Genomic DNA, 25,982 nt, shown 5'->3' with positions numbered 1-25,982 from the left:
TTACAATTGTTAGTCTTCAATAACCACTTCTGTTTTCCACGACGAATCAGGTTGAATCGACTCTTTTAATAGTAAGTTAAGAGTGTCAATTTCAAACCCAGCAAGTGACTCTGTCGCATTGCTTGCACTTGTATTATTTGACATGCCTAAAACGGTATTAAGCGGTGCTGCTAATGGAATGTCAGTAGTCTTACTACCGAAATAAAAGCGTGCGTAGCTGTCATCAGCAGATAGTTTAGCCACCCAACTGCCAGAGCTTGGACGTCGAATAGCGATATCGGCTTTACCGTCACCATCGTAGTCTGCGACAACAGGAATATCATCACTGAGGGACCCGAAGAAGGTGCGTTCAATAACGCCATCAGAAGAGCGTTTAATGAACCAGAATCCGCTATCAGGGCGACGAATAGCAATATCGGCCTTGCCGTCACCGTCATAGTCGGCGGGTACTGGAATATCGGTAGACTGAGAGCCAAACAATATGCGGTCTATCTCACCAGTGCTTGAATACTTAATAATGAACTGGCCAGCGTCTTGTCTGCGCACCGCAATGTCGGCTTTACCATCGCCATCGTAATCGGCGACAGCAGGAATATCAGACGCATTGGTACCAAAGGTTTCACGCATAATGTCACCGGTTGTGGTGTAATTGATAAACCATTGACCAGAAGAAGGACGACGAATAGCAATATCATCTATACCGTCACCATCGTAATCGGCAATAACCGGAATGTCTTCATCTTGCGAGCCGAAGAAAATACGGTTAATGCTGTCGTCAGACGACGTACGTGCAATAAACTGTTTTACAGACGGACGACGAATAGCAAGGTCGGTAGTACCGTCCCCATCAAAGTCACCAGCAAGGGGAATGTCACTGCCTTGTGAGCCAAAGAACGCACGCATAATAGCGCCATCTGAAGAACGCGCTACAATAAATTGTCCAATTTCAGGGCGTCGAATAACAATATCTGAAATGCCGTCGCCGTCGTAGTCGTAAGGGGTACGCGCTTCTTTATCAACTGGCACGGGTGAAGTGTCTTCACCATCAGGAATACCGTCGTTATCAGAGTCACTGTCGTTAGGGTAGCTACCCAGTGTAAACTCTTCAAAGTTAGTTAAGCCGTCACCGTCTAGGTCTTCATTGCGGTCGGCACTGTTTAAATGATTCAGCGAGAACGATTCTTCATAGTAATCAGGCATGCCGTCGTTGTCGTCATCGGTATCAGGCCCGTCTTCAATGCCATCGCCATCTGCATCGCCACCGAACCCACCGTTGGCGTATTCTTGAGTGTATTTGCTTAAATCGGTTAATTTAATATAGTTAAGGCGTGGGCGTATAAAATAACCCGCTTCACCTGATCCATCGTCATCACGAAGGCTACGTTCTAAAACTATTCCGTAACCATCTTGAGTAAAAGTGATAGGATCCCAATAACGCTCTCTAAAGGTTTCATAGTTATCGCCAACATAACGCATAGTGAGTCTGGCATTGTTCATTTCCCACTCCCAAGTGTCAGGGTTAGGTAAAATGATACTGTCGAAATCTCTGCCGTCGCCGGGGCCGTCATTACAGCCCACACCACGATGCATAGAAAAATCGTCGATATTGAAGATATGCCCCCAAAGGCTAAAACACTCTAGTTGCCCTTCGTCATAATACTGACCAGCATATCGTCCATTTGTATAAGCAATTTGTGCGAATGGAAAGTGAGTATGAATACCTCGCGCAAAGCGCTCATAGGTGTCGGTTTTCTTCACTAAGTTTGACATGAAAGTAAAGCTATTCGTTTCGCTTTCGACAGTGATTAACGTCAGTATTTGTTGGGATGTTTCTGATATGGGCTGATAGGTTAGGATTTTATCTTCGTACATTAGCTGAACTAAATTGTCAGTGACATTGACGTCAGCTGAAATTGCAAACTCTACTGATGGTGTTTTTGTATCATCAAAGTTTACGATGTCATATGCAATGCCTGGGTAGTCAGAACCAAACGCAACTTCAAGGTCGGTATAAATTGGAATCGCCCACTCCCCAGTAAATAACTCCTTAGCATTTACGCTACTAGTTCCAAAACCCTCAATATAATGGCGGAAGTCATTGTCCCCATAAATTAGTGGAGAAACGTTAACTGTGGGTGCAGTGCTTCCTTGCCAACCACCTTCGATGTTGTCGATTATATGTTGGTCAATAACTAGTTGCTCTGCTTTGGATACAGTAACAATAGTATAAAGTTTATCAGCATCATTTATGGCTTGAATCTCAACGGCTGTATCTAGATGGTTTACTCGCAGTTGAGGGTTGTAGATGAGGCCCTGATCATTCGCCGCTATCAATTGGTCAGCAACTAGGTCGCCCCATTTGTTTCTAAATTCGTCAGAGTTCCAGTTAAGAACCGGAAAAGTTTCCATTGTGAATTGTTGTTCGCTAGGAAACTCAATGAAAGCTGATTCACCATCAATTATCAACTTTCCTTGCTTCGTCCACGCATTAGTTGGTGACACCGAAGAAAATTTCCAGTCGCTTTCAGATACTTTTTCCAGTGTAAAACTTGGATTAATACCGAAACCTTCAGCAGCTTGCGTAGTTGTGTAGAACCGCTCATCTGAGTTAATGAAATCTTCTATCGAGGACGCATTAGCAAATGGAGTTAGAATTGCCAGTGCGTAAAGCCCAGTTGTTAGGCTAGCATTTACTTTCATTATGTATCCTTTTTCCTTTTTTATTATAAGGATATGCGACAACTTTTTCGTCACAACAACTATCCCTGTTCATACTCAATACTAATTCTTTAAAGCTCTTTTCACCAATTATCTAACGTGAAATTATATCCAAAATATAAAAGGCTGTTTATTTTAAAGTGGGGGGGGTGAGGTTGATATTACCTGAAGAATAGCCGCTTGAAAAAGCGGCTATTCTGTTAACTTAGCCCTTTACAGGCCTATGTCTGGATTGGTTACCTCTTCTGTGAGCCAATTCTCTTCACCGCGAATTGCTTCTTTAATTAGCGTTTCGCTTCTATCAATTTCAAACCCAGCAAGCGACTCTGTTGCACTGGTCGCGCTTGTATAATTTGACATACCTAAAACGGTATTAAGCGGCGCTGCCAACGGAATGTCGGTGGCTTTACTGCCAAAGAAGAGGCGCGTGTAGCTGCCATCTGACGACTGTTTAACTACCCAGGTTCCCGAAGCAGGGCGGCGAATAGCGATATCGGCTTTACCGTCACCATCGTAATCAGCCACAACAGGAATATCATCTTCCTGTGAGCCGAAGAAAGTGCGTTCAATAACGCCATCAGTAGAGCGTTTCACGAACCAGAATCCGCTTTCAGGGCGACGAATAGCAATATCGGCCTTGCCGTCACCGTCATAGTCGGCGGGTACTGGGATATCGGTGGCCTCTGAACCAAAGAAGATGCGGTCTATCTCACCAGTGCTTGAATACTTAACAATGAACTGGCCTGCATCTTGTCGGCGTACAGCAATATCCGCTTTACCATCGCCATCGTAATCGGCCACGGCAGGAATATCAGACGTACTCGTACCAAAGGTTTCACGCATAATGTCACCTGTGGAGCTGTACTTAATAAACCACTGTCCGCTAGAAGGGCGGCGAATGGCAATATCATCAACACCATCACCGTCGTAATCGGCAATAACCGGAATGTCTTCATCTTGAGAGCCGAAGAAAATACGGTTAATGCTGTCGTCAGAAGACGTACGGGAAATAAACTGTTTTACCGAAGGGCGTCGAATAGCAAGGTCTGTTGTGCCATCGCCATCAAAGTCACCGGCTAGGGGAATATCACTACCTAGTGAGCCAAAGAACGCACGCATAATGGCACCATCAGACGAGCGAGCCACAAGAAACTGGCCAATCTCAGGGCGGCGAATAACAATATCTGAAATGCCATCGCCGTCGTAATCAAACGAGGTACGCGGCTCATTATCTCTTGGCACTGGTGAAGTGTCTTCACCATCAGGAATGCCGTCGTTATCAGAGTCAGTGTCGTTAGGATAGGTACCCAACGTAAACTCTTCAAAGTTAGTTAAGCCGTCACCGTCTAGGTCTTCATCGCGGTCGGCACTGTTCAAATGGTTAAGCGAGAACGATTCTTCATAGTAATCAGGCATGCCGTCGTTGTCGTCATCGGTATCAGGCCCGTCTTCAATGCCGTCGCCGTCTGCATCGCCGCCAAAGCCACCGTTGGCGTATGCTTCGGTATATTGGCTAACGTCGACCAGTTTTATCATGTTGGCTCTAGGAGTTAGCGCGTAGCCATTGGGGGGAGCACCTTCATAGTTTGCAGCATATTCCCAATACTCTAAAATAATCGTGTAGCCTTGCTCATTGGTTTGTATTGGTACCCATGTTTGCTTATTTAGCTCGGTATATGGTTGATTATTTTCAAATTCGATAATGTCATTGCTGATCTGCCATTGCCATCCTTCTGTTCCGCTGATGAATGGGTTTCTATCAATTACATTTTTTTCGCCAGTAAGACGCTCTGTACATAGAGTCCACTTCATAGAGCCGTCTGAAAGAAATTCATAACCTACCATCCATTCGCAAGCTATTTGGTCTCCGTCAAACCGTTCCTCTATTCCCATACCTAAGTGTGAGGTTTGCACAAAAGGAAACTGGCTTGATAGGGCGTTCGTAAATGCTTCGGTATTCTCGAGTAGTTTGTAACCAGCGGCCACAAATTTAAATGTTTCCTCACTTGTTTCTACTTCTACGTAAAAAACATAGTGATTATCTGTATATGAGATAGGTGAATAACGAACTGAAGTATCATTGTAAGTCAATAAAATACTTTGTGATGAAGTTTGAACATTAATTGAAATATCAAACAAATGCGAGCTATGAACAGGAGATGAGAGATCTATTAGTTCATGACTAAGCTCGCGACGTTTACCGAGCCCATATAAATCAGAGTCGATATATAGTGGAAGCAACCATTTATCTAATAAGTGCTGACTGTTTTTAAAAGCAGTGTGTTCGACTGTTTCTATTTGAGTTTCTGTTACTTCATTGGCGAAGTAAGTAGGTTTCGCAATACGCGCTGGACCAGGCCAGCCACCAGCAAAATCGTCAAAAACGCGCTGGGGAATGACCAACTCAATTTCATAGTATCCAGAGGTATATAATTTATTGTCTTCTTCGAAAATGCGGGATGAAACATACAACATATTTTCTATAAAAGATGTACTTTGTAACAAACCCTGTTGGTGTGCTTGTTGTAATAATGATGCTATTTCTTCATCCCACTGTTCGGCAAATAGAGGAGAATAAATATCAAATGATGTATTCGATACTACAACATTTTGTGATTCATCAACCGAAAATGTAATCTCTTCACTATTTTTGCTAATTGTTACGGGAAACTGTTTTTTGAACGACGCATCGGTATCGTAGGCGACGTAGACGGTTCCGCGATTATTGTCTTCTGGAATCATTACGCTATAACTTTCTTTGGCAAAGCCCTGAACGGGGGTAGCGCTAAATGAAACAGGAGAGTTTCCTTGTAGTTTCTCAAACGTTTCGTCTAGAAGTGGGCTAGCCATTGAATAAGACGATAACATAAATAGCAAAGCTGGAAATGCTTTCTTCAGCATAAACGGTCCTTGTTAAAGTGTGGCGGTTTACTTATTAGTAAACATAGCTCAATGTTTACTAATAAGTAAATGTTGAATATAGGAAATTTGCTTTCTAACGAGAGATTAGCCGTCACCGTCAGGCGCTCCGATTTAACGTTTATCAAGCTATCTATAACAGCAACTGTTTGATTCGAACTGGCTGCGCCAATTAACGCAATCCAACATACTTGTAAACGTTGAGGTCGTTAGCTACAACAAGCTTACGACGGGGTGTACATGTGGCTAAAAGCTGTTGTATTTACCATACTTTTATTACTTAAATAACATTGGTATGCATATTTATAACTGGGTATTTAAAAGTAAGTTAACAAAGCTATATAATTGCTGCTAACTTCAGCAAGTTAATACCTCTAAACAACATCAATAAGGGACTACGAATGAAGACTTGGATGAGGTTAATGAGCTTGGTATTTATTTTAAGTACGCAAGCCGTTGCTAGCGATATTGAGCTTGTTTCTGATATCAACAAAGCAAGCCATATCAAACGTGCTATGCATTTGCATGGCGATAGTTTTTATTTTTCCTATCCAGTTTACGACGAACGTTCAAATTTATTTGTAGATCGCGCGTTCAAGTTTGATCTATCCGATGGCCACCATGAGTTGGTTGAATTGTTTAGGGGAGAGAACGGCCTTTTTATCGACCCAACTCCTTACCTATTCGATGAGGACAGAGTGTTCAAGATAAGAGGGCTCACTTATTCCAGTCTGTACCAGCCAGTAGAAAATGGATACATCTATGGAATCTCGGGCTATTGGGATCAGCCTTTCGAGGATTGGGGGGGGATATCGAGAATAAATATTGATACTGGTTTGCATGAAGTCTTGCATTTATTTGATGATGAAAGCGGCGGTTTTCTCTTCATGACCGAAACGCTTGCTGTAAACGGAAAAATCTATTTCAACGGGTGCAAAAGAGCGGTTACTTGCGATCAGTCTTTCAGTACGTATTTGTTCAGCTATGACATTATGGATAATACGATTACGCAGATTGATTTTCAGAGTAGCGACACACAATATGTAAACTCTTTAACATTGTTAAAAAATAAAATTTATTTCTCAGATGGCCAAGCATTGTGGGAGCTAGACTTCTCGACTAAAGAAGAGACGGTGAGAAAGGTAACTTATTCAGACGGGCTATCGCCGGAAAGCCTAGTTGTGATGAATGACAAATTATACTTTTGGGCAGATGGAGAGAAAGGCAGGGCAATATTTGCCTATGATCCCGCTAACGGAAGAATTACAGAACTTCCATTTTCGACAGATATTGGAAGACGTTCTCCAACTCTCACCCCTGTTAACGATAAATTAATCTTTTCGACTACCGGTGGAAATAGTCCCCCACATCAAATGTGGGTGTTAGATGTTAATACGAAACAATATTCTCATGTTTTTGACCTAAACCAAGGCATTATTTTTGGTGATTATCTAACCCTAGAAGTGGTTGGTAGTCGTGTTTATTTCCCGCATGACGACGGTATCTCTGGAACAGAACTGTACTTTTACGATTCTGAAAGTAAAAAAGTATCTTTAGTGACTGATTTACGAGTGGGCCCAGAGAATGCTTTTAGAGAGAAATCATCAGGTGGTAGAGTTATATATGGCTACAATGATGAGGTTTATTTCTACGCTAGCGATGGGCATTCAGGCGAAGAGTTATGGCGTTATAATCCAGTCAATAAGGAAATCATCCAAGTAACGAAGGGCTATGATGAAAATGACGGAAGTAACCCTAGAGAGATGTTTTTGTATCAAGAAAAGTTAATAGCGCTGGTTAATTACGAAGATGACTCAACGTTATGGATGTTCGACAAAAAAACTCAAGAAAATAAGATTCTCACTTACAGTGACACGGGTAAAATAGTCTCTGTAGATAGGTATCACCCTATTTTTCAAGGGGATAGACTTTATGTGCGTACTTTCGAAGGTGCGTTTGAAGTAGACATGGCTACTTTTACAATCTCTTCTGACAGTACTGAGATTTATACACAAACGTATGAATTCGATGATGAGTTGTACGTATTCAATTATAGACCAACGTCACAAACTGCCTTAGCTACGTTATCTCGCTTAGATGAAGAGACTAATACGCTACAAAAAATTTATTTTGGAGCTGAAGGGGAATCCGAATTAACTGCACGTAACATAGCAGTTGGGAAAGACGCCTTGATTTTTAGTGTGGTTGTCAATTCGAACGAAGACCTTTATACCCCTAGGCGAACTACCAAGTACTATCGATTAAATAAAGGGGCATCCGCCCCAGTTTTATTTTATTCAATAGAAAATGAAGGCGTCGTTTCTCGGTCTCGAATTACTTATAGAGGGAGTGATTTTGTAATCTTGGTATTTGAGACACCTATCGATACGGGAGACATTTACAACCCGGATAGCATATATGAATACTCACTCTATAACATAACTACAAACTCAATAACTGAACTTGAATTGGGCGATGGCATAAAATCCATTTCTACTGGGCTAAATAGGAAGACTGGAGAGGTAGGTCACATATTTTTATATGAGGCTTATTATGATGATGACACTTATCGCCAACGCTATATCGACTTGCGCGATATGCAAGATAGGCCAATAGATACGCTAATACCAGAAACTGACGCTAACTCTGTAAACGTTCTTGAAATTATCAATAGTGAAATATTTTTTGCAGTTGAAAGAAATAGCGGAAAGACAATATGGAAGTACGATGTTGAAACAGAGGAGGCGAAGCAATTAGGTGCTGAAGAGTTAGGCTTGATAAGTGAATTTATTGAATACCAAAACTCACTCTATTTCTACGCGACCTATCCAAATCAGGCTTATGAAGGCGATATCTTCAGATACAACCACGTGAGTGAAATACTTGAACGTGTACCCGCATTTAAAGATGGAATTGCAAGAATAACGGAAATATTAGAGCCCTTTGTCATTGATGGCGTTTTATATTTTCAGGCTAAAAATGAAAATGGTGGCTACCTGTCTAGTATGCAATTATGGGCATATGAAGAAAGTTCTGAGTCGTTGTGGAGATTAAGCGATAATGTAAGGGCTAACAATACTATGTACATCAATGACTCAGCAAAAGTTTACGGTGAGAGAATTTATTTAGCTTTAGAATTCGATGGTGTTGGCGTAGAGCTAGGGCGGATAAAGCCCAAAAGTGAGTGGGCACAACCAGTCTTTACAGGGGGGCAGAGTGCAGCTGCTGTAGCATTCGATTATGACGGTGACGGTATCGCAGACATTGCCGTTCGTCGCCCTTCGAGCGGGATGCAGTTTGTTAAACGCTCGGTTGACGGGGCGATTAATAGAGTGTTTTTTGGTAGCTCAGATACAGATATCCCTGTTTCTGGTGACTTTGATGGTGACAAAATTGCAGATATTGCCGTTTATCGAGCAGGTATTGGTCAATGGCTCATAAAACGCTCAAGTGACGGTAATATAGATAGAGTGACCTTCGGAAACCAAAGTGGCGACATCCCAGTTCCAGCAGACTATGATGGGGATGGAATTACTGATATTGCTATACGGAGAGCTTCAACCGGTCAGTGGTTAATTCGTCAATCAAGCTCTCCATCAAATATTCAGCGTATTTTTTTTGGTGCTAATGTCGACGATATTCCGGTACCTGCAGATTACGATGGCGACGGAGTCGATGACATTGCAATAAGGCGCCCATCAACAGGACATTGGGTTTACCGACTTTCTTCAAGCAACAGCATAGTAAGAACATATTTTGGTGGAGAGGCAAGTGACATTCCGCTTCCGGGTGACTATGACGGAGATGGCATTGCAGATCTTGCTGTAAGACGGCCAGATTCTGGCTTTTGGTTCATCCGCTACAGCAGTGATAGCAGTATTTTTCGTATATTTTTTGGTTCAATGGAAGATGATATTCCGATGCCAGCTGATTACGATGGTGATGGAAGGGATGACCTAGCATTCAGACGTTCATCAACGGGTCAGAATATTGTTGCCGAAAGTGGCAGTAATTACGTCTTTTCTAGGTTGTTTTTTGGAAGCCAAAAAGAAGATATCCCCCTTGCTGCGCCTGTATTTTATCGTATGGAAATGGCTGGTGTTTATTCGGATGTAAACTATCTCACTGGAGCATCTAGCTTAACAAGCTTTGCACTATTATTTAGCGCTGATTCCAAGCAAAAGTTGCAAATAGAAACCCCTCAGCCTTTTACAAGTTCAAGTTCATTAACTGATTATCCAGAATTTGAGAAAATTAAGCCTTCAGAGTTTGAAGTCGGGCGGCCTGAAGTGTTAGAAACTGAAAGTGAGTTTTATTGATGGGTATTTAACTCACTTCGTTGCGTCGTGCTCAACATACCAACTAGTGAAGTGACTTGTTGCCTAACTTTAGCTGCTAATGCTGTGTCCTGCATGAGCAAACATTTAAATAAATAGCCGAGTAACAAAAAGTGGCGCCGATTAACCAGCGCCACTTTTTACGTTATTGATTTTGCAATACAAGATGGTGCTTAAACTGGCAAGGCCGCCACACTAATAGCACGTTATTCAACAAACAGTGAACTGACTCGCCAATCCCTTTCTTCACTAATTGCAGCGATAGTATCTTGTAGTGCAAGAGACGAATCTTCGCCTTTCCCGTATATACCGCAATCTTGACATTCGCAAAGGTATGCCGAATTTTTAAGTTTGTACAAGTTTAAAGCGTTTTCACCGCACTGAGGGCATAGCTCTACACTTTTCAAATAAGGTTTTTTCGCAGCTTCATCCGCTTCAATTTGTTTTTGTCGAGCTTTTGCTATCAATGCAAAAGCCTCTGCATTCATTGATTGTAAGACCTTTTCCCGTTGTTCTTTAACATTTTTATGTGAGGTGGAGCCTTGTGGCGCCTCTTCTGGAAAATCTTCGAAGTAATCTGACCATTCACCCATTATCTACCTTCCTTGTTGGTTTTAAAGTACCGTTATAGTTTACTTTGATGGATTAAAATTTAAGCAGATGCGTACACATGAAACACGGACTTTGCAATATCAACATCGACTCGAGCAATCTGCCGCATGGCCTTCTCCTAATTTGAATATGGGTAACTCACCATCACTATATTGACCAAAAAAAGGACAATAATTTAAGTTGAGGAGGAGTCCATCCCATTGGACACGTTTTTCTCATTGCTTTATGCAGTATTGCATCGCTTCAGAAGTTGACAATTGTGAGCGATATTAAACTCGTTCTAACTCTTCAATATTAACTAAAGAGCAGAGAGTGTCGTTTACAATTGTGGCTTTACCATCGAATCGTTTTTCGTAGGTTTCTTTTGAGTCCAATAAATTTAATGCAAGTCTATTTCTTTGTGAGACTAATTCAGCTAGGACCTTTTCGTCGTCTATATCGAAAAATGGTATGAGCTTGTTGTAAGCATGCTCTTTTAGCTCACTCAAAGGCTTATTGTGGAAATGAACATATGATAGTGCTGTAACTTTCGTTTCCTTTGATATGGTTTCACCTTTATGAAAGCCATGGTCGAGAGAAGAAATTGTATTTGCAGTGAAAAAAGTCTTTTCTCCCTTTTGTTCATAGAATTTGTCTTTGCAATGTGGTTTATTGTTGAAAAAAGTTGTGACTTTAAGCGCTGCTTCGGAGAACTTGTACATATTAAGTTCTGTGTATATCTCGTCCCTAGATAGCGTAAAGTTACAAAACTCGTTTTCAGATGTTTTAAGAGATATAAATTCATCGCAATCTAATGGAATAAAAAAGTCGTAGTAGTCTAGCGCCTCTAATTCTTTTATTAATTTTTGGAAAATAACGCCCTTTCTTCTAAAGTCGGCTGAGCTTTGATGAGAGAAGTCTACGTGAATACCAAAATTGTTAGACAGACTTGCTAGGTAATTTGTTACTTTTGAATTTGTACTTCCATTGTCAAAAATGTATAAATTAGACGAACCAAAAAGCTCACTATAATACTCGACCCAAGGCTTAAGTAGACTTTCTTCATTCCTTTGCATCATTAAACAGGCTACACGAGGCTGTCCTTTTCTGGAGACTATATCGGGTTTAGAGGCGAAGTGTGTATTATGAATTAAGAAAATTTGGTGAAACAACTCATCTTTTGACATCAATTCGCGTCGATACTCTTTGGTATCCTCAATGTTGCGCAAATGTTCTGAATACTGATTTGACATTGCGGTTGAAAAAACATGACTTATTGTCGGGGGTAGAGGGGGGGCGGTGCTTAAGGTATCGTTTTGAGGCTTGCTCGGCGCCGAACTAATTACCTTTCTTCTGAGTATTCTATCGATGTTGCTATTTATTAGGACATCATTTGGGTAGACCAGAAGAGTTTTATGAAGAATACATCCATTTTTATTATTGGCATTAGTGTCGAAACTACAATTAGTTATATTTGCGTTAGCACCTATAATTACTAAACCCATACCATTAAGGTTAAAAGAGACATCTGATAATTTCGCGTTATTGCAAATAACAACAAGATTCCTAGAATTTTTCCCTTTGAAACTAACGTTTTTCAATTCAACACTATCTCCACAAACGACTGAAACAGTTCCCTCATGGTTATTTTGCACCGACTCCAGTCTACAGCGCTCGCCTACGCCTAAGATAGAGAAGCATTGCTTAAAAATTTCCTTGACGCTTTTTAATGAAAATGCGCCTGCCGTATCTCGTGTAAACTTTCTGAAATTGATTCCTTGATAATTGGGAAGCGCAGAGGCTATATCATATCCATGGACAACGGCTGTCATAGCTTGAGCTAAAAGTGTTACTTTATCTTCTTGACCTGTGTCGAGGCCATCAAAGATCCAGCGGGCTTTCCGTGCTGCGATAGTAAGAGGTGAAGAGTCGAAATGAGTTTTTGAGTCTTGCATAAAATTCCTTTTTATTTAAAGTGCATAATTATGTTTGGTGTCCTAGTTTTTTGAACTCACTGGCTTTCACAATTAAAGTTCGACGAGAGTTTTTACTTAGAAATAGTATTCTTTAAAAAAAAGCTGCTTTATTTAAAAGGTGGTGCGCTGGTTGTTGTAGATTAAATGCGCCCAAAACCCGCTCAATAGCATGCATAACAGTTCCATCAATTTGTCCTTCCTCTGCAGGAAAATCGTCTATGCACCATTCATGCTCTGTTATTGCGCTTAGCTGGCTCGGCTTATACCAGAACATACTTCCAGCAGGAAAGTCATTTATTACATCTGGAAGAGAGATGCCCAGCCGATTCGCAAGCGCAGTTGCAATATCCTTATTCTTCCCCCAATTAATATCATGTTTTAAAACGGGGTGATATGGTGCGGTCAGTATTGCCAGTTCGGACGTGGAATTAAATCGTTCAATGACTTCGTTAACTACGTTATTTGTTCCCAACAGGCACCATAGAAGTTGTAATCGCCAGCCATATAGTGCGCTATCGTGGTTTGATGACTTTGTGTGAAGCTTCAAAACGATATCACAATCGCTAAGCGCTGGTGCTGCGTGTATTAGCCAAGGAGCAATATCCCTACCTTTGTTTTCACATGCTTTTATAATGGCACCACCGGGAAGTATTTGTTCAACATACGTTTTATTTTCTAATGTGCATGTGCAAACCAGTTTTATTGGCCGGTTGATGTTTGCTAAAAAACTAAGGATTTCTGGTAGTAAGGAAGGGTAGAATACGTGTATGTGAACCCCTATCGATGCTGAGTCACTACATTTTACGTTGGTGAGGTGTGCTACTTGATTATCATCTACTGGCACATCTCCAAGTAACTCAGTTTCTATAACAACATCACTCCAATATCGAGAAAAGTGAGCAAGTAGATAATCGAGTAAACATTCACCCGGTAGGCGATTTAGCTGGGATAATGCAGAAGATAGCCAGGCTTTAATATTTTTAGTAACAAAAGCGCTTTTAACTACATACTCATCTAAAGCCAAGCCAGCTTGCTTGTTAGATGACATAAGTTCAACAACACGCTGGTAGTCACTAATTATTTGCAAAAATCTATTATCATCGCCTTGCGACTTATCGCTTTTATTAGCGGCTTCTTCCAGTCTTTTAATCGCCGACTTTATCGCAGGTTTCGTGTCGTCAAGTTCTATGGCTTTATTTATAAGGTTTTGTGCTTCTTCTACATTACCTTGCAATGTTTCAACATCGGCAAGTCTTGCGATAAATGTAGAATTAGTTGGGTCAAGTTCTTTTGCTTTTACATAGCATTTGCGCGCCGTGCCAAAAAGTCTCTTTTGCAGATAAACGTCGCCCAAGTTCATCCATCGCCAAGGGGCAGGGTGGTTATTAATTGCTCGTTGCATGGCTATTTCAGCGATATTGAGCTGCCGCTTTCGCATAGCCAACTCAAAAATTGCCTGAAGATCGCTATTATTGAGCTCACCTCTATCTATTAATTGTTCCCACTTTACATACGGTAACGATGTGGTGGGAAGTTGATTTATAAGCTCTATTGCTTCATCTACAGTAAAGCCTTCAAGCTTTATAGGGGCGGTTGGTTGAAGTGCTATAGCAGCGCTTATATTTTCTTGGCTCGCTAAAAATTGTTTGGCTAAGTCAATTTGCTTGCTTAACGTAATCGTTTGCCGGCTTTTACTTGAACCAAACGCTTCGTATAATTGTGATTCAAGCGCCTCACATTGATTATAAACATCAGGCGATATCATATTCATGGCCGAAGCAGGTATCTGCTTTTGTAGAAGGCCTTCAGAAAATGACTTTTCAGTATCAAATAGCGTCAGTGGTAGGCCCTTTTCAGATACACGTTGCATGAATGTATCGCTTCTTACTAATAAGTCTTCCAGTGGTATAAGCAGTGTTTTTTCTGGCGCTTTCTCATACTGAGATAAGATAAGTTTTGCTGATGCTGCCCACATTTTTGCAGCTAAGTCTGGCGTTTGCCAGAATAGAAAGTCTTCTGGCCTAGTAGTTACCTCGGCAGTAGTATTCAATAGCTTTCTGCTGTGGCGTTTTAACAGCGAAGATACGCTGTATTTCCAGCCTCTAAATACGAGAAGAAAGAGTATGTTGCCTTCGAAGGCTTCTTCCCATGCGTTTAAGAAGTAAAGTGCTCTGGGATCTTTTGCACCAAAGAAACTTTCTCTTAGTGATTCACGGTGTTCTGCGTAATCTTTTAACCTGCGGCTTAAAAAAGCAGGTGGTTCGATAGCTTTGTCGAAAGTGGTCTGCCAATCTAACCCCTGTGAACCCAAAATTTTGTCATGAAGTTCTACAAGGGGTAAATCTTCGAAATGCCCGTTCTGATTGTCAAAACTTGCCCCCATCAACTGGTGGCCCATATTAACTCCATTGGAATAGAGTGTTTGAGCCACAAGTGATGTGCCGCTGCGATGAAAGCCGCTTATAAACAGAAAAGGTAATTCGCTTTGCATAAAGTTGCTACTTTATGAGAGCCTTAAAATGACGCGATGGTGTGAGACCGTTTTGAACAACAAAATCATGTGTTTGCTGCGCCAGAGATAATCTGTTCTCATCATATTTATCCCAATCCCAGCTTTTCACAATATCGATCAATTGCTCCAGCGAAGGCGCTTTTTGAAACTCACGAGCTGACATTGTAGGAATATGCATGGTTTCACACAGTTCTCTAGTTCGAGAGTCTATATGAAGTACTACACTAGGGACACCCGCTTGAATACCAAGTTGGCAACCGTGAATGCGAGTACCTACAACAAAATCAACTTTACTGATGTCACTAAACCACTGTGGGATTGAAACATACGTACTTGCGTATAGTTTTAGCCAATTTTTCATTTGTTCTGTCGATAAAGCTGGGAAAAATCGACTTCGAACAACTTCAATTTCTTCATCGCTCAAATCGTCATACCAACCTTCAGCTAGGCAAATAAGGTTTTTAGGGTGTTGAACTATGTAGCGACCTTTGAAGTCATTAAGCAGAGAAATAAGATATTGCTCTGCTTTTACTAAATTTGGTATAGCGGGGTTACCTGCAGTAACTGCAATCCCATTGCTAAGCGTTTCTATAGAAAGTGACGCCGCGCGCTTTTTTAATGTTTGCCCAAGTGTTTTATTGGCACTTAAAAAATGTGATGGGCAGCCCAGTGGCACCGCTTTATCGCCAACCCCAAGTTTTTTAAAAACTTGATGGGTCAACTTTCCGCGTACCGACACGTTGGGAACATCAGAACTGTTACACAGGTTTACGAGCCACTCTTTTGATGTTTCTGGTACTGCGTCAAAGGCAGACTCAAAATCTTCATCAAGTTGAAACTGAGCACCTAGCCCCATTACTGTTTTATGTACAGAAACGCCGTCTAATTTTGGTCCTGATTTCTTTAAATCTGTATGTCTTCCAATGTTATTCGCCATTGGAATAAGCAAGTCGTGCCCATCGGCATTAATGCTATCTGCTGGTGTAGCCCAGCGAACATCGGTCCCAGCTAACTCAATTAGAGATTCTAGTGCAAAATTAAATAACAAGTTACCGGTATTGCTCGATGCTGCTTCGTAAAGCGTTTTGTAAGAATACACAAGCTTGTTATTGCCTGACCCCAACCCCATTAATTTTGCCACTTAGTTCGTCTCCTTCGATATTGCCAGCTTTTCTATCGCTTCGCTTACAGGTAGTCCGTTGTCAGTTAAAAACTGTTTATAATTCACTGCATTTTTGCTTCGAATGTCATCATAGTTTACTGCGTCACTCTGCTCCCATCGACAAGACTTAATAAGCTCTTCAGCTGTCATATTTTCAACATCTTTATATTTCACGGTAGGGATACCAGTTGTAACAGACAACTCTTCTGTACGAGAGTCAATACTAATAACTTTTCCAGGAACACCAGCTTGAATAGGCAGTGCTACTCCATGGTAACGTGGCCCAATTGCTAGAGTGAAGTGCTTCGAGTAGTGCATCCAGTTTTGCGCGTCTGCAAATAAAACAGAAAAGCTTTCAAACCACGCTTTAATATGTTCCCAGTCGCCTATACGCGAGTACACATTCTCTAAGCGCTTAATTTGGTCTTGCGTAATCCCTTCTGTTTCACCTAGAGCAAGTTGAATCAAAGCTTGGGGATGTTGGAGAATATAGTCGCCACGATAGTTTTCTACAATCTCAGTTAACGTATTCTCTAGAGTCGCAGACGGATGCCAAGGATTACCGGCAGCAGTCATAATCCTATCGAATTTTGTTCTTTGCTGATGAGCCAAACATTTTTGTCCTAAGTCCAACTCTGTTGAAATAAATTGAGAAGGGCATCCAAAAGGCGATGACTCAACACCATAGTGGGCTAACACTTCAGTCGAAAAAGTACCTCTTGTGATAATGTTTGATTTAGTGTCATCAGGTCTGAGTGATTTCGTTAGCGTTAAAAACTCTCTACTTCCTTCAGGAATATCAGGCATAGTACCTATGGCTTCACTCTGGGCGCCTAAGCCAATAAATACCGTTGGAAGATCAAAGTGCCTCAGTCTGTCTGCCCAGCCTGACAAGTCGACGTGAGCACCAATTTGGTTGGCGCAGCAGATAACAAGCATATCATAGTATCTATTAACAGCTTCTGGGTTATCACCCCAGTTGACCACGCCGAACTCGTCGCCAAGAATATTCTTAATGCCTTGCACGAACGCCACATTTCCGGTATTTCCACCGGTTGCTTCCATCCAGCTGTCTGTATCGGCAGTAGCCATTTTTTTTGCTACGAACTCATCAATTTTGATAAGGTTGGTAATTACACCAATTTTCATTCTATTTCCTATCTACAACACTATACTTCTTGGTTGTTGCATAGTTGATTTATAAACTTTAAATGCTGATCAATAGCAGGCTGTTCGTTGGCCAACTTTGCATGCCAATAATCGAACACTTCAGGCTCTATTGCTTTAACGATGGTTGATGCAAGAGAGGCGGCGCTTCGTGCTTCAAAGGTAAGTCCTGCTATCCCATCAATTTTTTCTTTCATTCCACCAATATTAGAACCGATTAATGGGCGGCCGAGGTGAATAGCCTCTTGAATTACCACCGGTGAGTTTTCCCACCAAATAGACGGAATTACAACCCAATCGCATTCTGCCATTCGGCTGGGAAGCTGTTCTGATTCATAGGGACCCCGTAAGTCTACTATGTCGGCCACATCATCGAGTAGTGCTTCAACCTTTTCTTTGAATTCACTCGTTTGAATATCTAAATTAGCACCGTGAATATCAAGTTGAATTTGTTCTTTCACTTCTTCAGGTAGCAAAGAAATAGCTTTTAACAAAATATCTAGCCCTTTGTAAGGGTTTACTTGACCAAAAAAAGCCAGCTTGGTGCGTTTTTCACCATGGTTTAACACTCTTGGCTTTGCTGGCTCAAGGTTCGGTAACACGTTCTCAATTACGTGCACTTTTTCTGCAGGTAGCCCCCATTCAACATAACGTTTCGCTAAAAAGTCACTGGGTGATACGAACTCGTCGACGTAAGAAAACTGGTCAAGGACATAATTTTTTCTTAAGAAAAAGTCACCAGGTGAGTGACTTGGAAAGCATTTGTGACAATCGGCAGGAAGTGCCTTGTTACATAATTTAAGTGTTTCTCTCTTAACCATCTGACCATTATGCATGCACATCGCCATAAATTCATGCAGAGTAAATACTATCTTGGCTTTAGGCGCTGCTTTACGGATAGCAGGGAACAGCTCGATACCCATATGAGCATAATGATGGAGATGAACAACATCTGGAGAAAATTGCGCAATAAGCTCGTTTAAATCGGTGAACAGCGGTTTAAGATGACTTGTACTTAAATTAAACCAATCTGACATGCCTGTGTGAAACAAAACTTCTTCACCACGGCTTGAGAATGTAGAGCCGCCATGAGACGCACCGTCTGTTCTTGCTATGTATAGACAATTGTAACCTTGTTCCTTGAGTAATTTATACAGGTTCCAAGAGGCAACTTCAGCGCCACCTTTGCTCAGTTCAGGATGGCCGTGTGAGATAAATATTATTTTTTTCATTTTCTTACAGCTTCTCTTCCATTGCGCTTAACTTACTCTTCCACTTTTTGTTGTACTTGATGGCGTTAATTACTGTGATATTGTGTTTCCAGCGGCCAGGCTCTACCAAGTTTTGAGATTGACGTTCTAAGTGATAAAGCTCGACATCACGTCTTATTACATTGGTTTTGCCTATTTCTTCAATTTTAAGGCAAAGGTCTGAATCTTCAAAGTCACCTAAAATATACATGGGGTCGAACCCACCCACAGCTTCGAAGTCCGATTTCTTTATCATCCAACAAGCTGCGGTAAGTAGTGTGCACGGTGATTCGTTCTCAGTAAAAGGAGCGAGTTGCAGTGGCCATCCTTTTCGAGGGTGATCATTAAAGAGTAAACCCGGGTACTCGCTAACGGTCATTGGCGCCATTCCATCATGCTGTAACGTTTCGTCCTCGAACAATAGTCTAGAACCTACGATGCCCACATCGTCTTTTTCTGCACTTTCTAACAGCTTTTCAAGCCATTGATGAGTTTTGGGTAGAATGTCTGAATTCAATAGCAGTAATGTATCGCCCTTTGCGTGCTCTACTCCAATGTTGTTGGCCCTTCCAAAACCTACATTTTTTCCTAGCATTAGCACGGAAAATGGCATTGTAACGATTTGAGACATTTCCCTAGCTAATTTTGTTGTTTCGTTAACTAGCTTCGGGTCGTCTAACACGTAGATTACTTCAACCAGCGTTTTATCTAAAAATCGCTCGAAGTTGGATAGTTGATAGCGCATAAAATCAATGCGCCCGTATAGTGGTATCACCATGGATACTTTAGGGGTCGATGGTGCAGTTCCGAAATCAAGTCTACGTACACTAGGCTTGATATTAGCGGAATACATTTTATCCAGTATAGGTATAAACATGTCAGCTTTTGCTAATTGAGATGGACTGTGAGCTTGCCAAGCGTTTAGTAATCGCTGGGCATTAATCATAGGCTCTTTTTTAGCATTGAATACTTGATGCGTTGATATTTCTTTGTTTTCGCCTTCAAGTTCAAATGTTAATGTCAATTCTTTAGCTGAATTTAAAAGCAAAGTACTGTCATACTTTGCAACGAGCAGAAGACCAGAATTTATAGTGTTCGTTTTTTCACTAGCGAAAGCGTTTACTACGTCCTGTCTTGTATAGCGTATAATTGTAGTATCAATAAGCTTTGCTTTTTTGACATTCGCTTCAAGTCTCTGAGCTTTACCTCCATCAAGCAACCAGCCTGCAACATAGAGGTAGTTATCGATGAACAATGCGTACTCGAAAGAGCCTTTAGTGTCACTTGAAGCAACTTTATCGAAATCTATTGTTGTGCTGTCAATTCCCTTGACCGGCTGGATTTCCCCTCTAAGAGTGAGAGCAACTTTGATGTCATTGCCATCAGTACAACTTGCAACGAACTGAATTTCACTAATGTCGAGAGAGGTATTGCAAACCAATTGAAAGCCTTTGGCTGCTTTGCCAGTTGCTGCTACAACGTCAGGCCTTTCTATATTTGTAACGTCTGATGCGATAGGGGAGCCAGCTTGCTCTATTATGCCGACACGTTTTACGCTATTGGTAGCGTACCAGCCGACGATACAATAGCCAGAAGATGTCCTAGCCACGCTGTCTATAACATAAGGCTTCGGAGATTCTTTGCCGAGTAGTCTTTTTGCTACGTTTTTTATTTTGTTCACGCTGTTCCCTTTGCTAGCGACTTAATAGAAGTTATTTATCTCGAAATATACCACATGGCTTAAACATCATCTATTGCTTGGAGGCGCAAACTTCTTCAAGCCTATGTGAAATATCATTGATGCTGTAGTGTTCGGAGGAGAGTGACTCTGAATTGGTAGAGATTACGGATTCAAGTTGGTCGATAGTTTTCTTGTCGTAACTGCGCTTAATATTCTTTATTTCAACAGTCGGCTTTTCAGTAAAGCCAAACGCATTAGCTAGTATGGCGCCTTGAGTATCAACAATGTCTTCGTACTTCAAAACTCGACTTGCAAAGTTCTGATACTGCGTTATAAACCACTCGTAAATTATTACCTGACGTTCAGAGACGCGTGATGTTGCTTCAAGTTTTTGCTTGAGTTCGTTGTTAAAGCGCTCTCCGCCAGGAATTCGTCCACGATTGACAGGTAAGTCAACATTCATCCAAGACAAGAATACATCTACCGGATTCCTAATTATTGATACTACTTGATAATACTGAATAGCCAGCGGTAACAGTGCGGCAAACAGCGCGTTTTGTTTTATGATCAAGTTAGCTGTTTCAATTTGGGGTGGTAGTGCAAGCAACCCTCGTCTGGCCCGTAACCTTCGTAGCTCACCGGTATGTTTTTCTTGTATTGGATTGTCTAAGATGAGTGAGGCAGTACTGCCGTGCTCGAAGGGTTCTCCTCTCACAAGCTTCCCTTCAATACTATCGATTTGGTGTTTAACTTCAATAATCGCGTGTTCAGGCGTAATACTAGTCAGTTTATTAGGGCTCAGAGGCTCGTGAAGAGCAATCACGTTGTGAAGCGAGTTAAGTATCTTACAAGAAAGGGTGGTGCCGGAACGAGGTATTCCGGTGAGTAAGTATTTTTTCATATTGTGTCTGAGTTAAAATAAAAAAACCTCGCCGAAGCGAGGTTTTTTAATACGTTTTAACCTATTAGTCTAGGCTGCTAGGCGTTTTTTCGTTTAGGTAGTTAGTTGTTTCGCCAACTACGCTGTTCGCGTTAAGTACTTCTGTATCTGTCGCGCCAGTATTCATGTTAACAGTCTGGATCATAACTTGGATGTCATCATCTTTACCGTCAATATAAAGTTTAGCAGCAGAACGTGTACGAGTTGCAACACCGTTTGTTACGTTATCAAGGATGTTAGAACCGCGTAGGATACGAGTAGTACCAGCAGCTACTGAACCAGAAGCTTGTGAACCGCCAGTTGCAGTGAAGCCTTCTTCAGCGATGAATTCAACAACATAGCTAGCATCTGTTGGACCATCGTTTACGATAACAACGCGCTGGTTGTAGTCACTTAGGTTAGTTAGGTAAGGAACCTCTACAGTGATTGTATCGTAGTGGATGTAACCAAGACCGTCAGTGTATGGTGAGCCCATGCCACCGTCAGTTTGATCCCAATTGTATGTAGCACTTGGAGTTACAGTGTCCCATACTAGGGTAGTTGTGTAGTTACCTTTACGGATACGGTTGTTAGCGTACGGCTGTTCTGCACCTGAACCGTTGTCAACGATAACGTCGTCACGAGTAGGATCTAGGTTAGAAACGTCAACGCAAAGTGCGTAGTCAGTAGTTTCAAGAACTGTTTGATCACCAGCGAAAGACATTGTGATAGTGTTCATCGCAGTGTTCATTGTATACGTACGTGAAGTTTCGGTAGTACCGTCAGCACATGCCGCCGCTGCAGTAGTTGCGATTTCGTGAACAGTCCAAGTACCGAACGAGAAATCACCGTTAAATGTAAGTACTGGGTCTGCGCCTACGATATCTGCGCCGTCTAATACACCACCGTCTAGGTTAAAGAAACCAGTTCTTGCTAGAAGATCAACGTCAACTTCACCAACGTTTGCCGTTTCTGCAGAAACTGAAGCACCGTCCCACGCTACTACAGAATCAACTGCCGCAGCATCACCGAGGAAACGAGTAAACTCTGTGTCTACAGACGCAGTGTTGTCGTTCTCGTTAGCGAACTCACCAGTAACACCAGCACCGAATGTTGCTAATACAGCAGATTCGTTTTTAAGCGTTTCACTTGTGTCAGTTAGGCTAGCATTACCTAGCGTGAACGCGTCAACAGCGTCTTCGTACAAGCGGTAGTGAACGATTGTGTCAACATCAGTTGGTAGGTTGTAAGCAGCTACTTGCAGCTCTACCTGTAGGTCTGAAGCGATATCTTCGTTTACCAACGGTTGGTCTTCAAATGCAGTTAGTTCGAAGATAACGAAAGACTCGCCATCACCGCCAACAGCAACTGTTGCTTGAGGCTGTGAAGTTCCAAGATTAGAGAATGAAAGCGTAGGCTGCGCAGCGAAAGTAGCACCGCCCTCAAGGTCGTAACGTAGGTATTTTGAAGTACCTTCTGAGATGGTAAAACCAACCTCAGTTGTTACGTACGTAGGCGTACCTTCAATGTTCTCAACTAGAACAGGGTTTTGACCCCATGCTAGTTCTTGAGCGTAATTTGCTGCAACTGGAGCAGCTGCGTCTAGATCGACGGCTGCAACAGCAACGTTAGACATAGCTGCAGCGATAGCCGCGGCTAAGATTTTTTTATTTAACATGCTTAACTCCTGCAAGAGTAACTATAGTTTTAAATGTCATGGCTTACGCCACCTAGTCCTTAGTGACACAATGCACCAGACTGCGTGTATAAAGCTACATCACGAAGCTTTTGTGATCAACTTTTTATTCGCAATTGTTATTTTTACGTGTCATGTAGTGAATCACGACTGCTTCCTGCAATTCTATACACAACATAACATCTTCATTTTACAGATATATTACTGTGTGTAAAATACATTTTTAGCGTGATTTTTATTCAAAAAGTCAGTCGTGTATTAGGTGCCTCGAGTATTTGATGTTGCTTACAGTTAGTTTATATAGCTGCTATCGGCAAATTCTCACGTATCAGAGGGGGTAAAATTCCGTCGCCACGCGTCAACATTACTCGTTTTTTTATCTCTCCCTCCAAGCTATAAATGAGTATAAAGCGATTGCTTGGATTAAAGCTCACAAAGTCATCTTGCATGGAGCCTAAGTCACGAATACTCGCTGCTGCACTAAATTGATTGGCAAACCACCTTCCGTTTTCTCTACTACGAAGCACAGAATCAGCTTCGCTCGGCCATAGCAAACGTAATAAATTTTCAGGCATTGCGTTTATATTTATTGAAGGTCGACGAGATAAACTGCATTGTGTAAGCATGGCTGGATAAACTTTTAAAAGTGACTCCCAATTCATAACATTATTTAGCTCGGTACATGTTTGAAGAAGGTAATTTGTTGGAGGGAGCATTTTGCTAGAATCATATTCATTAAGCTCTGCACCGGCCGGTTCTTTGCGGTTGTCTGCGTCAGAATAGTCAATTAACGCATCGAGTAGCTTGCGTTGCTCAATCCCATTAATGCCGTATGCCATTAACCAGCGCTCTTTCCAAAAGTTATTTGAGGTATTGACAGGAATAAGCCCTTGTTCGTCTTGCAAACTATACAATACCTGGCTCGTGTTATTTACTTTTCTGTACGTGCCGTCAACTCTCAGCTCGTCCCCAATAACTTGGTGCATCCAGTCTACGCCCGATCTCATGGCACCTTTCTCGGAGGTTCCTTGGCTAATACCTACGCGCGTGGAGCGCTGGGTTGCTACCAAGTATCCAATATTATTCATATGCGATACTATGTTGACTTCTTCTTGAAAAGCAGCTTTCGCTTGTGCTGCAAGGTCTAACCTAGTCTCTATAATGCGCGTTGCAGCCATTAATAATGAAGTTAAAATTAGCAGGACTACAATAACGGTAACCAATGCTGCACCGTTTTGCCGGTTTGAAAGTCTAGTATTCATACGCACCAAAGTACTTGAGTTCAGGTGGGTAATACGCTTCAGTATCTCGGTGTAATTCGCTCTCTGTCCAAACCTCACCACTTTGCGTGATTATTCTAATCGCTTTTGGCAGTTTTCCTGCGTAGGAAAAGGTATTTTCCCATGTCCCACTGTGTAAATAACGAAAAGTAGCGCCTGGGGGAATTGTAGCAATAACAACCTCGTCGCCGTTGGATGAAAATGATAACTCGGTTCGTGACTCAATGGATCTTATGAGCCAAGTAACATTTTGAGGTGTATTAGAACGATCGTTTGGTACCGAGAATGTTACAAATGAAACGCTTTTTTCTGCCCCCTGAAGAGTGACAGAGTGAGGATGAGAATGAAGCGCATTCGCAAAACTCTCATTAAACCAAACTTTAGGTAGTTCTAAGGCATTTATTTTTAGCTGCCTTGTGTTTAATCTCTCAAAATTTGACCATGTAGTAGAAAGTCCGCTGACAAGTAAAGTTGTAGTTAAACTTAGGATAACCATAACGACGAGAACTTCGATAAGTGTAAAACCTTTAGCTTTCATTCGGGAAAAATCTATCGTCTATGTAATTTTTATCTCGCCACTGGTGAAGATAATCAAAGCTGAAGTTTGTCATTTGGCTCTCGTTTTCTGCAATTACCTTTACCTCTATTGTGAATAATGCAACGACCCATGCGGGTTGTCTTCGGATATATTCTTCTGTGGAAATGCGCTTTATCGAAGCTTTCCAAGCAAACTCTAGTCCCCGCTGAGAGTATGAACCCTCTCTTACTTCTTCGAGCTTTTGTTGACTTAGGTGAGTTAAAAAAGACTCAAAAGCATCGGGTAGAATTAAATTTCGTTCAATTTTTTTTGTAGCGGTTGCGGCTACACCAAACCATTCCCATGTCACAGCGAAAATAGTAGATAAAATAACTAAAGCGACAAGCGATTCAATGAGTGTAAAGCCGCCAGCTTTTTTATTAACGTTACTCTTTCGATACGTCACAGTTTGGCTCTGAAATTGGATAAGTGTAACTTTTGCCATCTATGGTAATTGCCATCTGGCTTCCTTTACAGTAGCCGTTAGGCATAACAACAAGCGGGGGAGTAAATGTAATAGTTACGTCACTTTGTTCGACGTTCGGTAACAAATCCTCCCCTGTTTCATATACATATGTTTGGGTATTAAGACGTGCTTTTAAAGGTAACGTGGCCAACATAGCTATTATTTCATCCCTTTGAGTCGCAGCTTTTCTGCTGTCTAGCCAAGAAAACGCATTAGGAGCAACCAGCCCCGTTAACATCCCCAATATAAGCAATACGACCAAAAGCTCAATAAGCGTAAATCCAGAGTGCGAATTATTCCTGAACATATCCTACATCTGCGTTTAAGTCTTCCCCGCCAGACTTTCCGTCGGCTCCGTAGCTATAAAGGTAGAAGCCTTGAGGAGCTGAACTATCTTTTAGATAGACATAAGGGTTGTTCCACGGATCTAAGGGGAGTTCTTCCTCTAGGTACGGGCCGTCCCAATAATTTTTATCTGCAGCTGGCGCCGTCGAGAGAGCCTCAAGTGAACTCGGATAAGTCCCCACATCTAACCTATAAGTTTGGAGTGCCATTTTCAGCATTTTCACTTGCGTTTCGGCAGTTCTCACTTTTGAACTGTCTACTTTCCCGAAAAATTGAGGGCCTACAAGACCTGCAAGTAACCCGAGAATTACCAATACAACTAACAGTTCGATCATCGTAAAACCGTGTACGTGTCTTTTCACAATAGTTCCTTAACTTTCTTATAA

The 25,982-nt window shown here is 41.7% G+C and carries 17 protein-coding genes; 1 reads left to right on the top strand and 16 read right to left on the bottom strand.

The genetic code is table 11. From position 1 onward, the window contains the following. Positions 1-9 precede the first annotated feature (9 nt). Together JC525_RS18450 and JC525_RS18445 are read right to left on the bottom strand one after the other, a co-directional pair. Positions 10-2,700 carry an FG-GAP repeat domain-containing protein gene (locus JC525_RS18450; RefSeq protein ID WP_198817419.1) on the bottom strand — a complete coding sequence of 897 codons (2,691 nt, stop codon included), beginning with the start codon at positions 2,698-2,700 and terminating at the stop codon, positions 10-12. A 231-nt stretch (positions 2,701-2,931) separates the two neighbouring features. Next, entirely contained in the window at positions 2,932-5,619 is a 2,688-nt protein-coding gene (locus JC525_RS18445) for an FG-GAP repeat domain-containing protein (protein WP_198817417.1), read from the bottom strand. Between the two features lie 419 nt (positions 5,620-6,038). On the opposite strand from JC525_RS18445, the gene JC525_RS18440 reads away from it, so the two are divergent. Continuing rightward, the gene (locus JC525_RS18440) at positions 6,039-9,956 is read left to right on the top strand and encodes an FG-GAP repeat domain-containing protein (RefSeq protein WP_198817416.1); all 3,918 of its coding nucleotides are present in this window, start codon (positions 6,039-6,041) and stop codon (positions 9,954-9,956) included. Positions 9,957-10,180: 224 nt separating this feature from the next. Here JC525_RS18440 and JC525_RS18435 read toward each other — a convergent pair whose 3' ends face one another. The 14 genes from JC525_RS18435 to gspG form a co-directional block, all read right to left on the bottom strand. Further along, the gene (locus tag JC525_RS18435) at positions 10,181-10,567 is read right to left on the bottom strand and encodes a hypothetical protein (protein ID WP_198817414.1); all 387 of its coding nucleotides are present in this window, start codon (positions 10,565-10,567) and stop codon (positions 10,181-10,183) included. Between the two features lie 288 nt (positions 10,568-10,855). Next, complete coding sequence (locus JC525_RS18430) at positions 10,856-12,520, bottom strand: glycosyltransferase family 2 protein (RefSeq protein ID WP_198817413.1); 1,665 nt, start codon at positions 12,518-12,520, stop codon at positions 10,856-10,858. A 112-nt stretch (positions 12,521-12,632) separates the two neighbouring features. Further along, complete coding sequence (locus JC525_RS18425) at positions 12,633-15,032, bottom strand: rhamnan synthesis F family protein (RefSeq protein WP_198817411.1); 2,400 nt, start codon at positions 15,030-15,032, stop codon at positions 12,633-12,635. 7 nt (positions 15,033-15,039) lie between these two features. After that, positions 15,040-16,194 (bottom strand): polysaccharide pyruvyl transferase family protein, encoded by a 1,155-nt coding sequence (locus tag JC525_RS18420; RefSeq protein ID WP_198817409.1) that lies wholly within the window; start codon positions 16,192-16,194, stop codon positions 15,040-15,042. Then, complete coding sequence (locus JC525_RS18415) at positions 16,195-17,364, bottom strand: polysaccharide pyruvyl transferase family protein (RefSeq protein ID WP_198817407.1); 1,170 nt, start codon at positions 17,362-17,364, stop codon at positions 16,195-16,197. A 20-nt stretch (positions 17,365-17,384) separates the two neighbouring features. After that, entirely contained in the window at positions 17,385-18,614 is a 1,230-nt protein-coding gene (locus JC525_RS18410) for a glycosyltransferase family 4 protein (RefSeq protein ID WP_198817400.1), read from the bottom strand. Positions 18,615-18,618: 4 nt separating this feature from the next. Next, entirely contained in the window at positions 18,619-20,313 is a 1,695-nt protein-coding gene (locus tag JC525_RS20215) for a glycosyltransferase family 2 protein (protein WP_198817398.1), read from the bottom strand. 70 nt (positions 20,314-20,383) lie between these two features. Further along, entirely contained in the window at positions 20,384-21,214 is an 831-nt protein-coding gene (locus tag JC525_RS18400) for a sulfotransferase domain-containing protein (protein WP_198817396.1), read from the bottom strand. A gap of 64 nt (positions 21,215-21,278) precedes the next feature. After that, complete coding sequence (locus JC525_RS18395; RefSeq protein ID WP_198817394.1) at positions 21,279-22,910, bottom strand: hypothetical protein; 1,632 nt, start codon at positions 22,908-22,910, stop codon at positions 21,279-21,281. A gap of 314 nt (positions 22,911-23,224) precedes the next feature. Beyond that, positions 23,225-24,190 (bottom strand): type II secretion system protein GspK, encoded by a 966-nt coding sequence (locus tag JC525_RS18390; protein WP_198817392.1) that lies wholly within the window; start codon positions 24,188-24,190, stop codon positions 23,225-23,227. Beyond that, on the bottom strand, positions 24,180-24,746 hold the full coding sequence (locus JC525_RS18385) for a PulJ/GspJ family protein (protein ID WP_198817385.1): 567 nt from the start codon (positions 24,744-24,746) through the stop codon (positions 24,180-24,182). The genes JC525_RS18390 and JC525_RS18385 overlap by 11 nt, the downstream gene beginning before the upstream one ends. After that, positions 24,736-25,191 carry a type II secretion system protein gene (locus JC525_RS18380; protein WP_198817384.1) on the bottom strand — a complete coding sequence of 152 codons (456 nt, stop codon included), beginning with the start codon at positions 25,189-25,191 and terminating at the stop codon, positions 24,736-24,738. The genes JC525_RS18385 and JC525_RS18380 overlap by 11 nt, the downstream gene beginning before the upstream one ends. Then, on the bottom strand, positions 25,172-25,558 hold the full coding sequence (locus JC525_RS18375) for a prepilin-type N-terminal cleavage/methylation domain-containing protein (RefSeq protein WP_198817382.1): 387 nt from the start codon (positions 25,556-25,558) through the stop codon (positions 25,172-25,174). Before JC525_RS18375 ends, JC525_RS18380 begins: the two co-directional genes overlap by 20 nt. Next, positions 25,545-25,958, bottom strand: coding sequence for a type II secretion system major pseudopilin GspG (gene gspG, locus JC525_RS18370; protein WP_332874133.1), 414 nt, complete (start codon positions 25,956-25,958; stop codon positions 25,545-25,547). Before gspG ends, JC525_RS18375 begins: the two co-directional genes overlap by 14 nt. Positions 25,959-25,982 lie beyond the last annotated feature (24 nt).

Source organism: Alteromonas sp. IB21, assembly GCF_016405965.1.
Lineage (GTDB): Bacteria > Pseudomonadota > Gammaproteobacteria > Enterobacterales > Alteromonadaceae > Alteromonas.
This window is presented reverse-complemented; position numbering and strand designations above follow the sequence as displayed.

What these genes read in the sequence shown, in the direction of transcription:
- JC525_RS18410 (WP_198817400.1), bottom strand. Translation starts at nt 18,614, where the DNA reads ATGAAAAAAATAATATTTATCTCACACGGCCATCCTGAACTGAGCAAA.
- JC525_RS18435 (WP_198817414.1), bottom strand. Translation starts at nt 10,567, where the DNA reads ATGGGTGAATGGTCAGATTACTTCGAAGATTTTCCAGAAGAGGCGCCA.
- JC525_RS18375 (WP_198817382.1), bottom strand. Translation starts at nt 25,558, where the DNA reads ATGTTCAGGAATAATTCGCACTCTGGATTTACGCTTATTGAGCTTTTG.
- JC525_RS18445 (WP_198817417.1), bottom strand. Translation starts at nt 5,619, where the DNA reads ATGCTGAAGAAAGCATTTCCAGCTTTGCTATTTATGTTATCGTCTTAT.
- JC525_RS18415 (WP_198817407.1), bottom strand. Translation starts at nt 17,364, where the DNA reads ATGAAAATTGGTGTAATTACCAACCTTATCAAAATTGATGAGTTCGTA.
- JC525_RS18390 (WP_198817392.1), bottom strand. Translation starts at nt 24,190, where the DNA reads ATGAATACTAGACTTTCAAACCGGCAAAACGGTGCAGCATTGGTTACC.
- JC525_RS18400 (WP_198817396.1), bottom strand. Translation starts at nt 21,214, where the DNA reads ATGAAAAAATACTTACTCACCGGAATACCTCGTTCCGGCACCACCCTT.
- JC525_RS18430 (WP_198817413.1), bottom strand. Translation starts at nt 12,520, where the DNA reads ATGCAAGACTCAAAAACTCATTTCGACTCTTCACCTCTTACTATCGCA.
- JC525_RS18425 (WP_198817411.1), bottom strand. Translation starts at nt 15,032, where the DNA reads ATGCAAAGCGAATTACCTTTTCTGTTTATAAGCGGCTTTCATCGCAGC.
- JC525_RS18385 (WP_198817385.1), bottom strand. Translation starts at nt 24,746, where the DNA reads ATGAAAGCTAAAGGTTTTACACTTATCGAAGTTCTCGTCGTTATGGTT.
- JC525_RS18440 (WP_198817416.1), top strand. Translation starts at nt 6,039, where the DNA reads ATGAAGACTTGGATGAGGTTAATGAGCTTGGTATTTATTTTAAGTACG.
- JC525_RS18395 (WP_198817394.1), bottom strand. Translation starts at nt 22,910, where the DNA reads ATGTTAAATAAAAAAATCTTAGCCGCGGCTATCGCTGCAGCTATGTCT.
- JC525_RS18450 (WP_198817419.1), bottom strand. Translation starts at nt 2,700, where the DNA reads ATGAAAGTAAATGCTAGCCTAACAACTGGGCTTTACGCACTGGCAATT.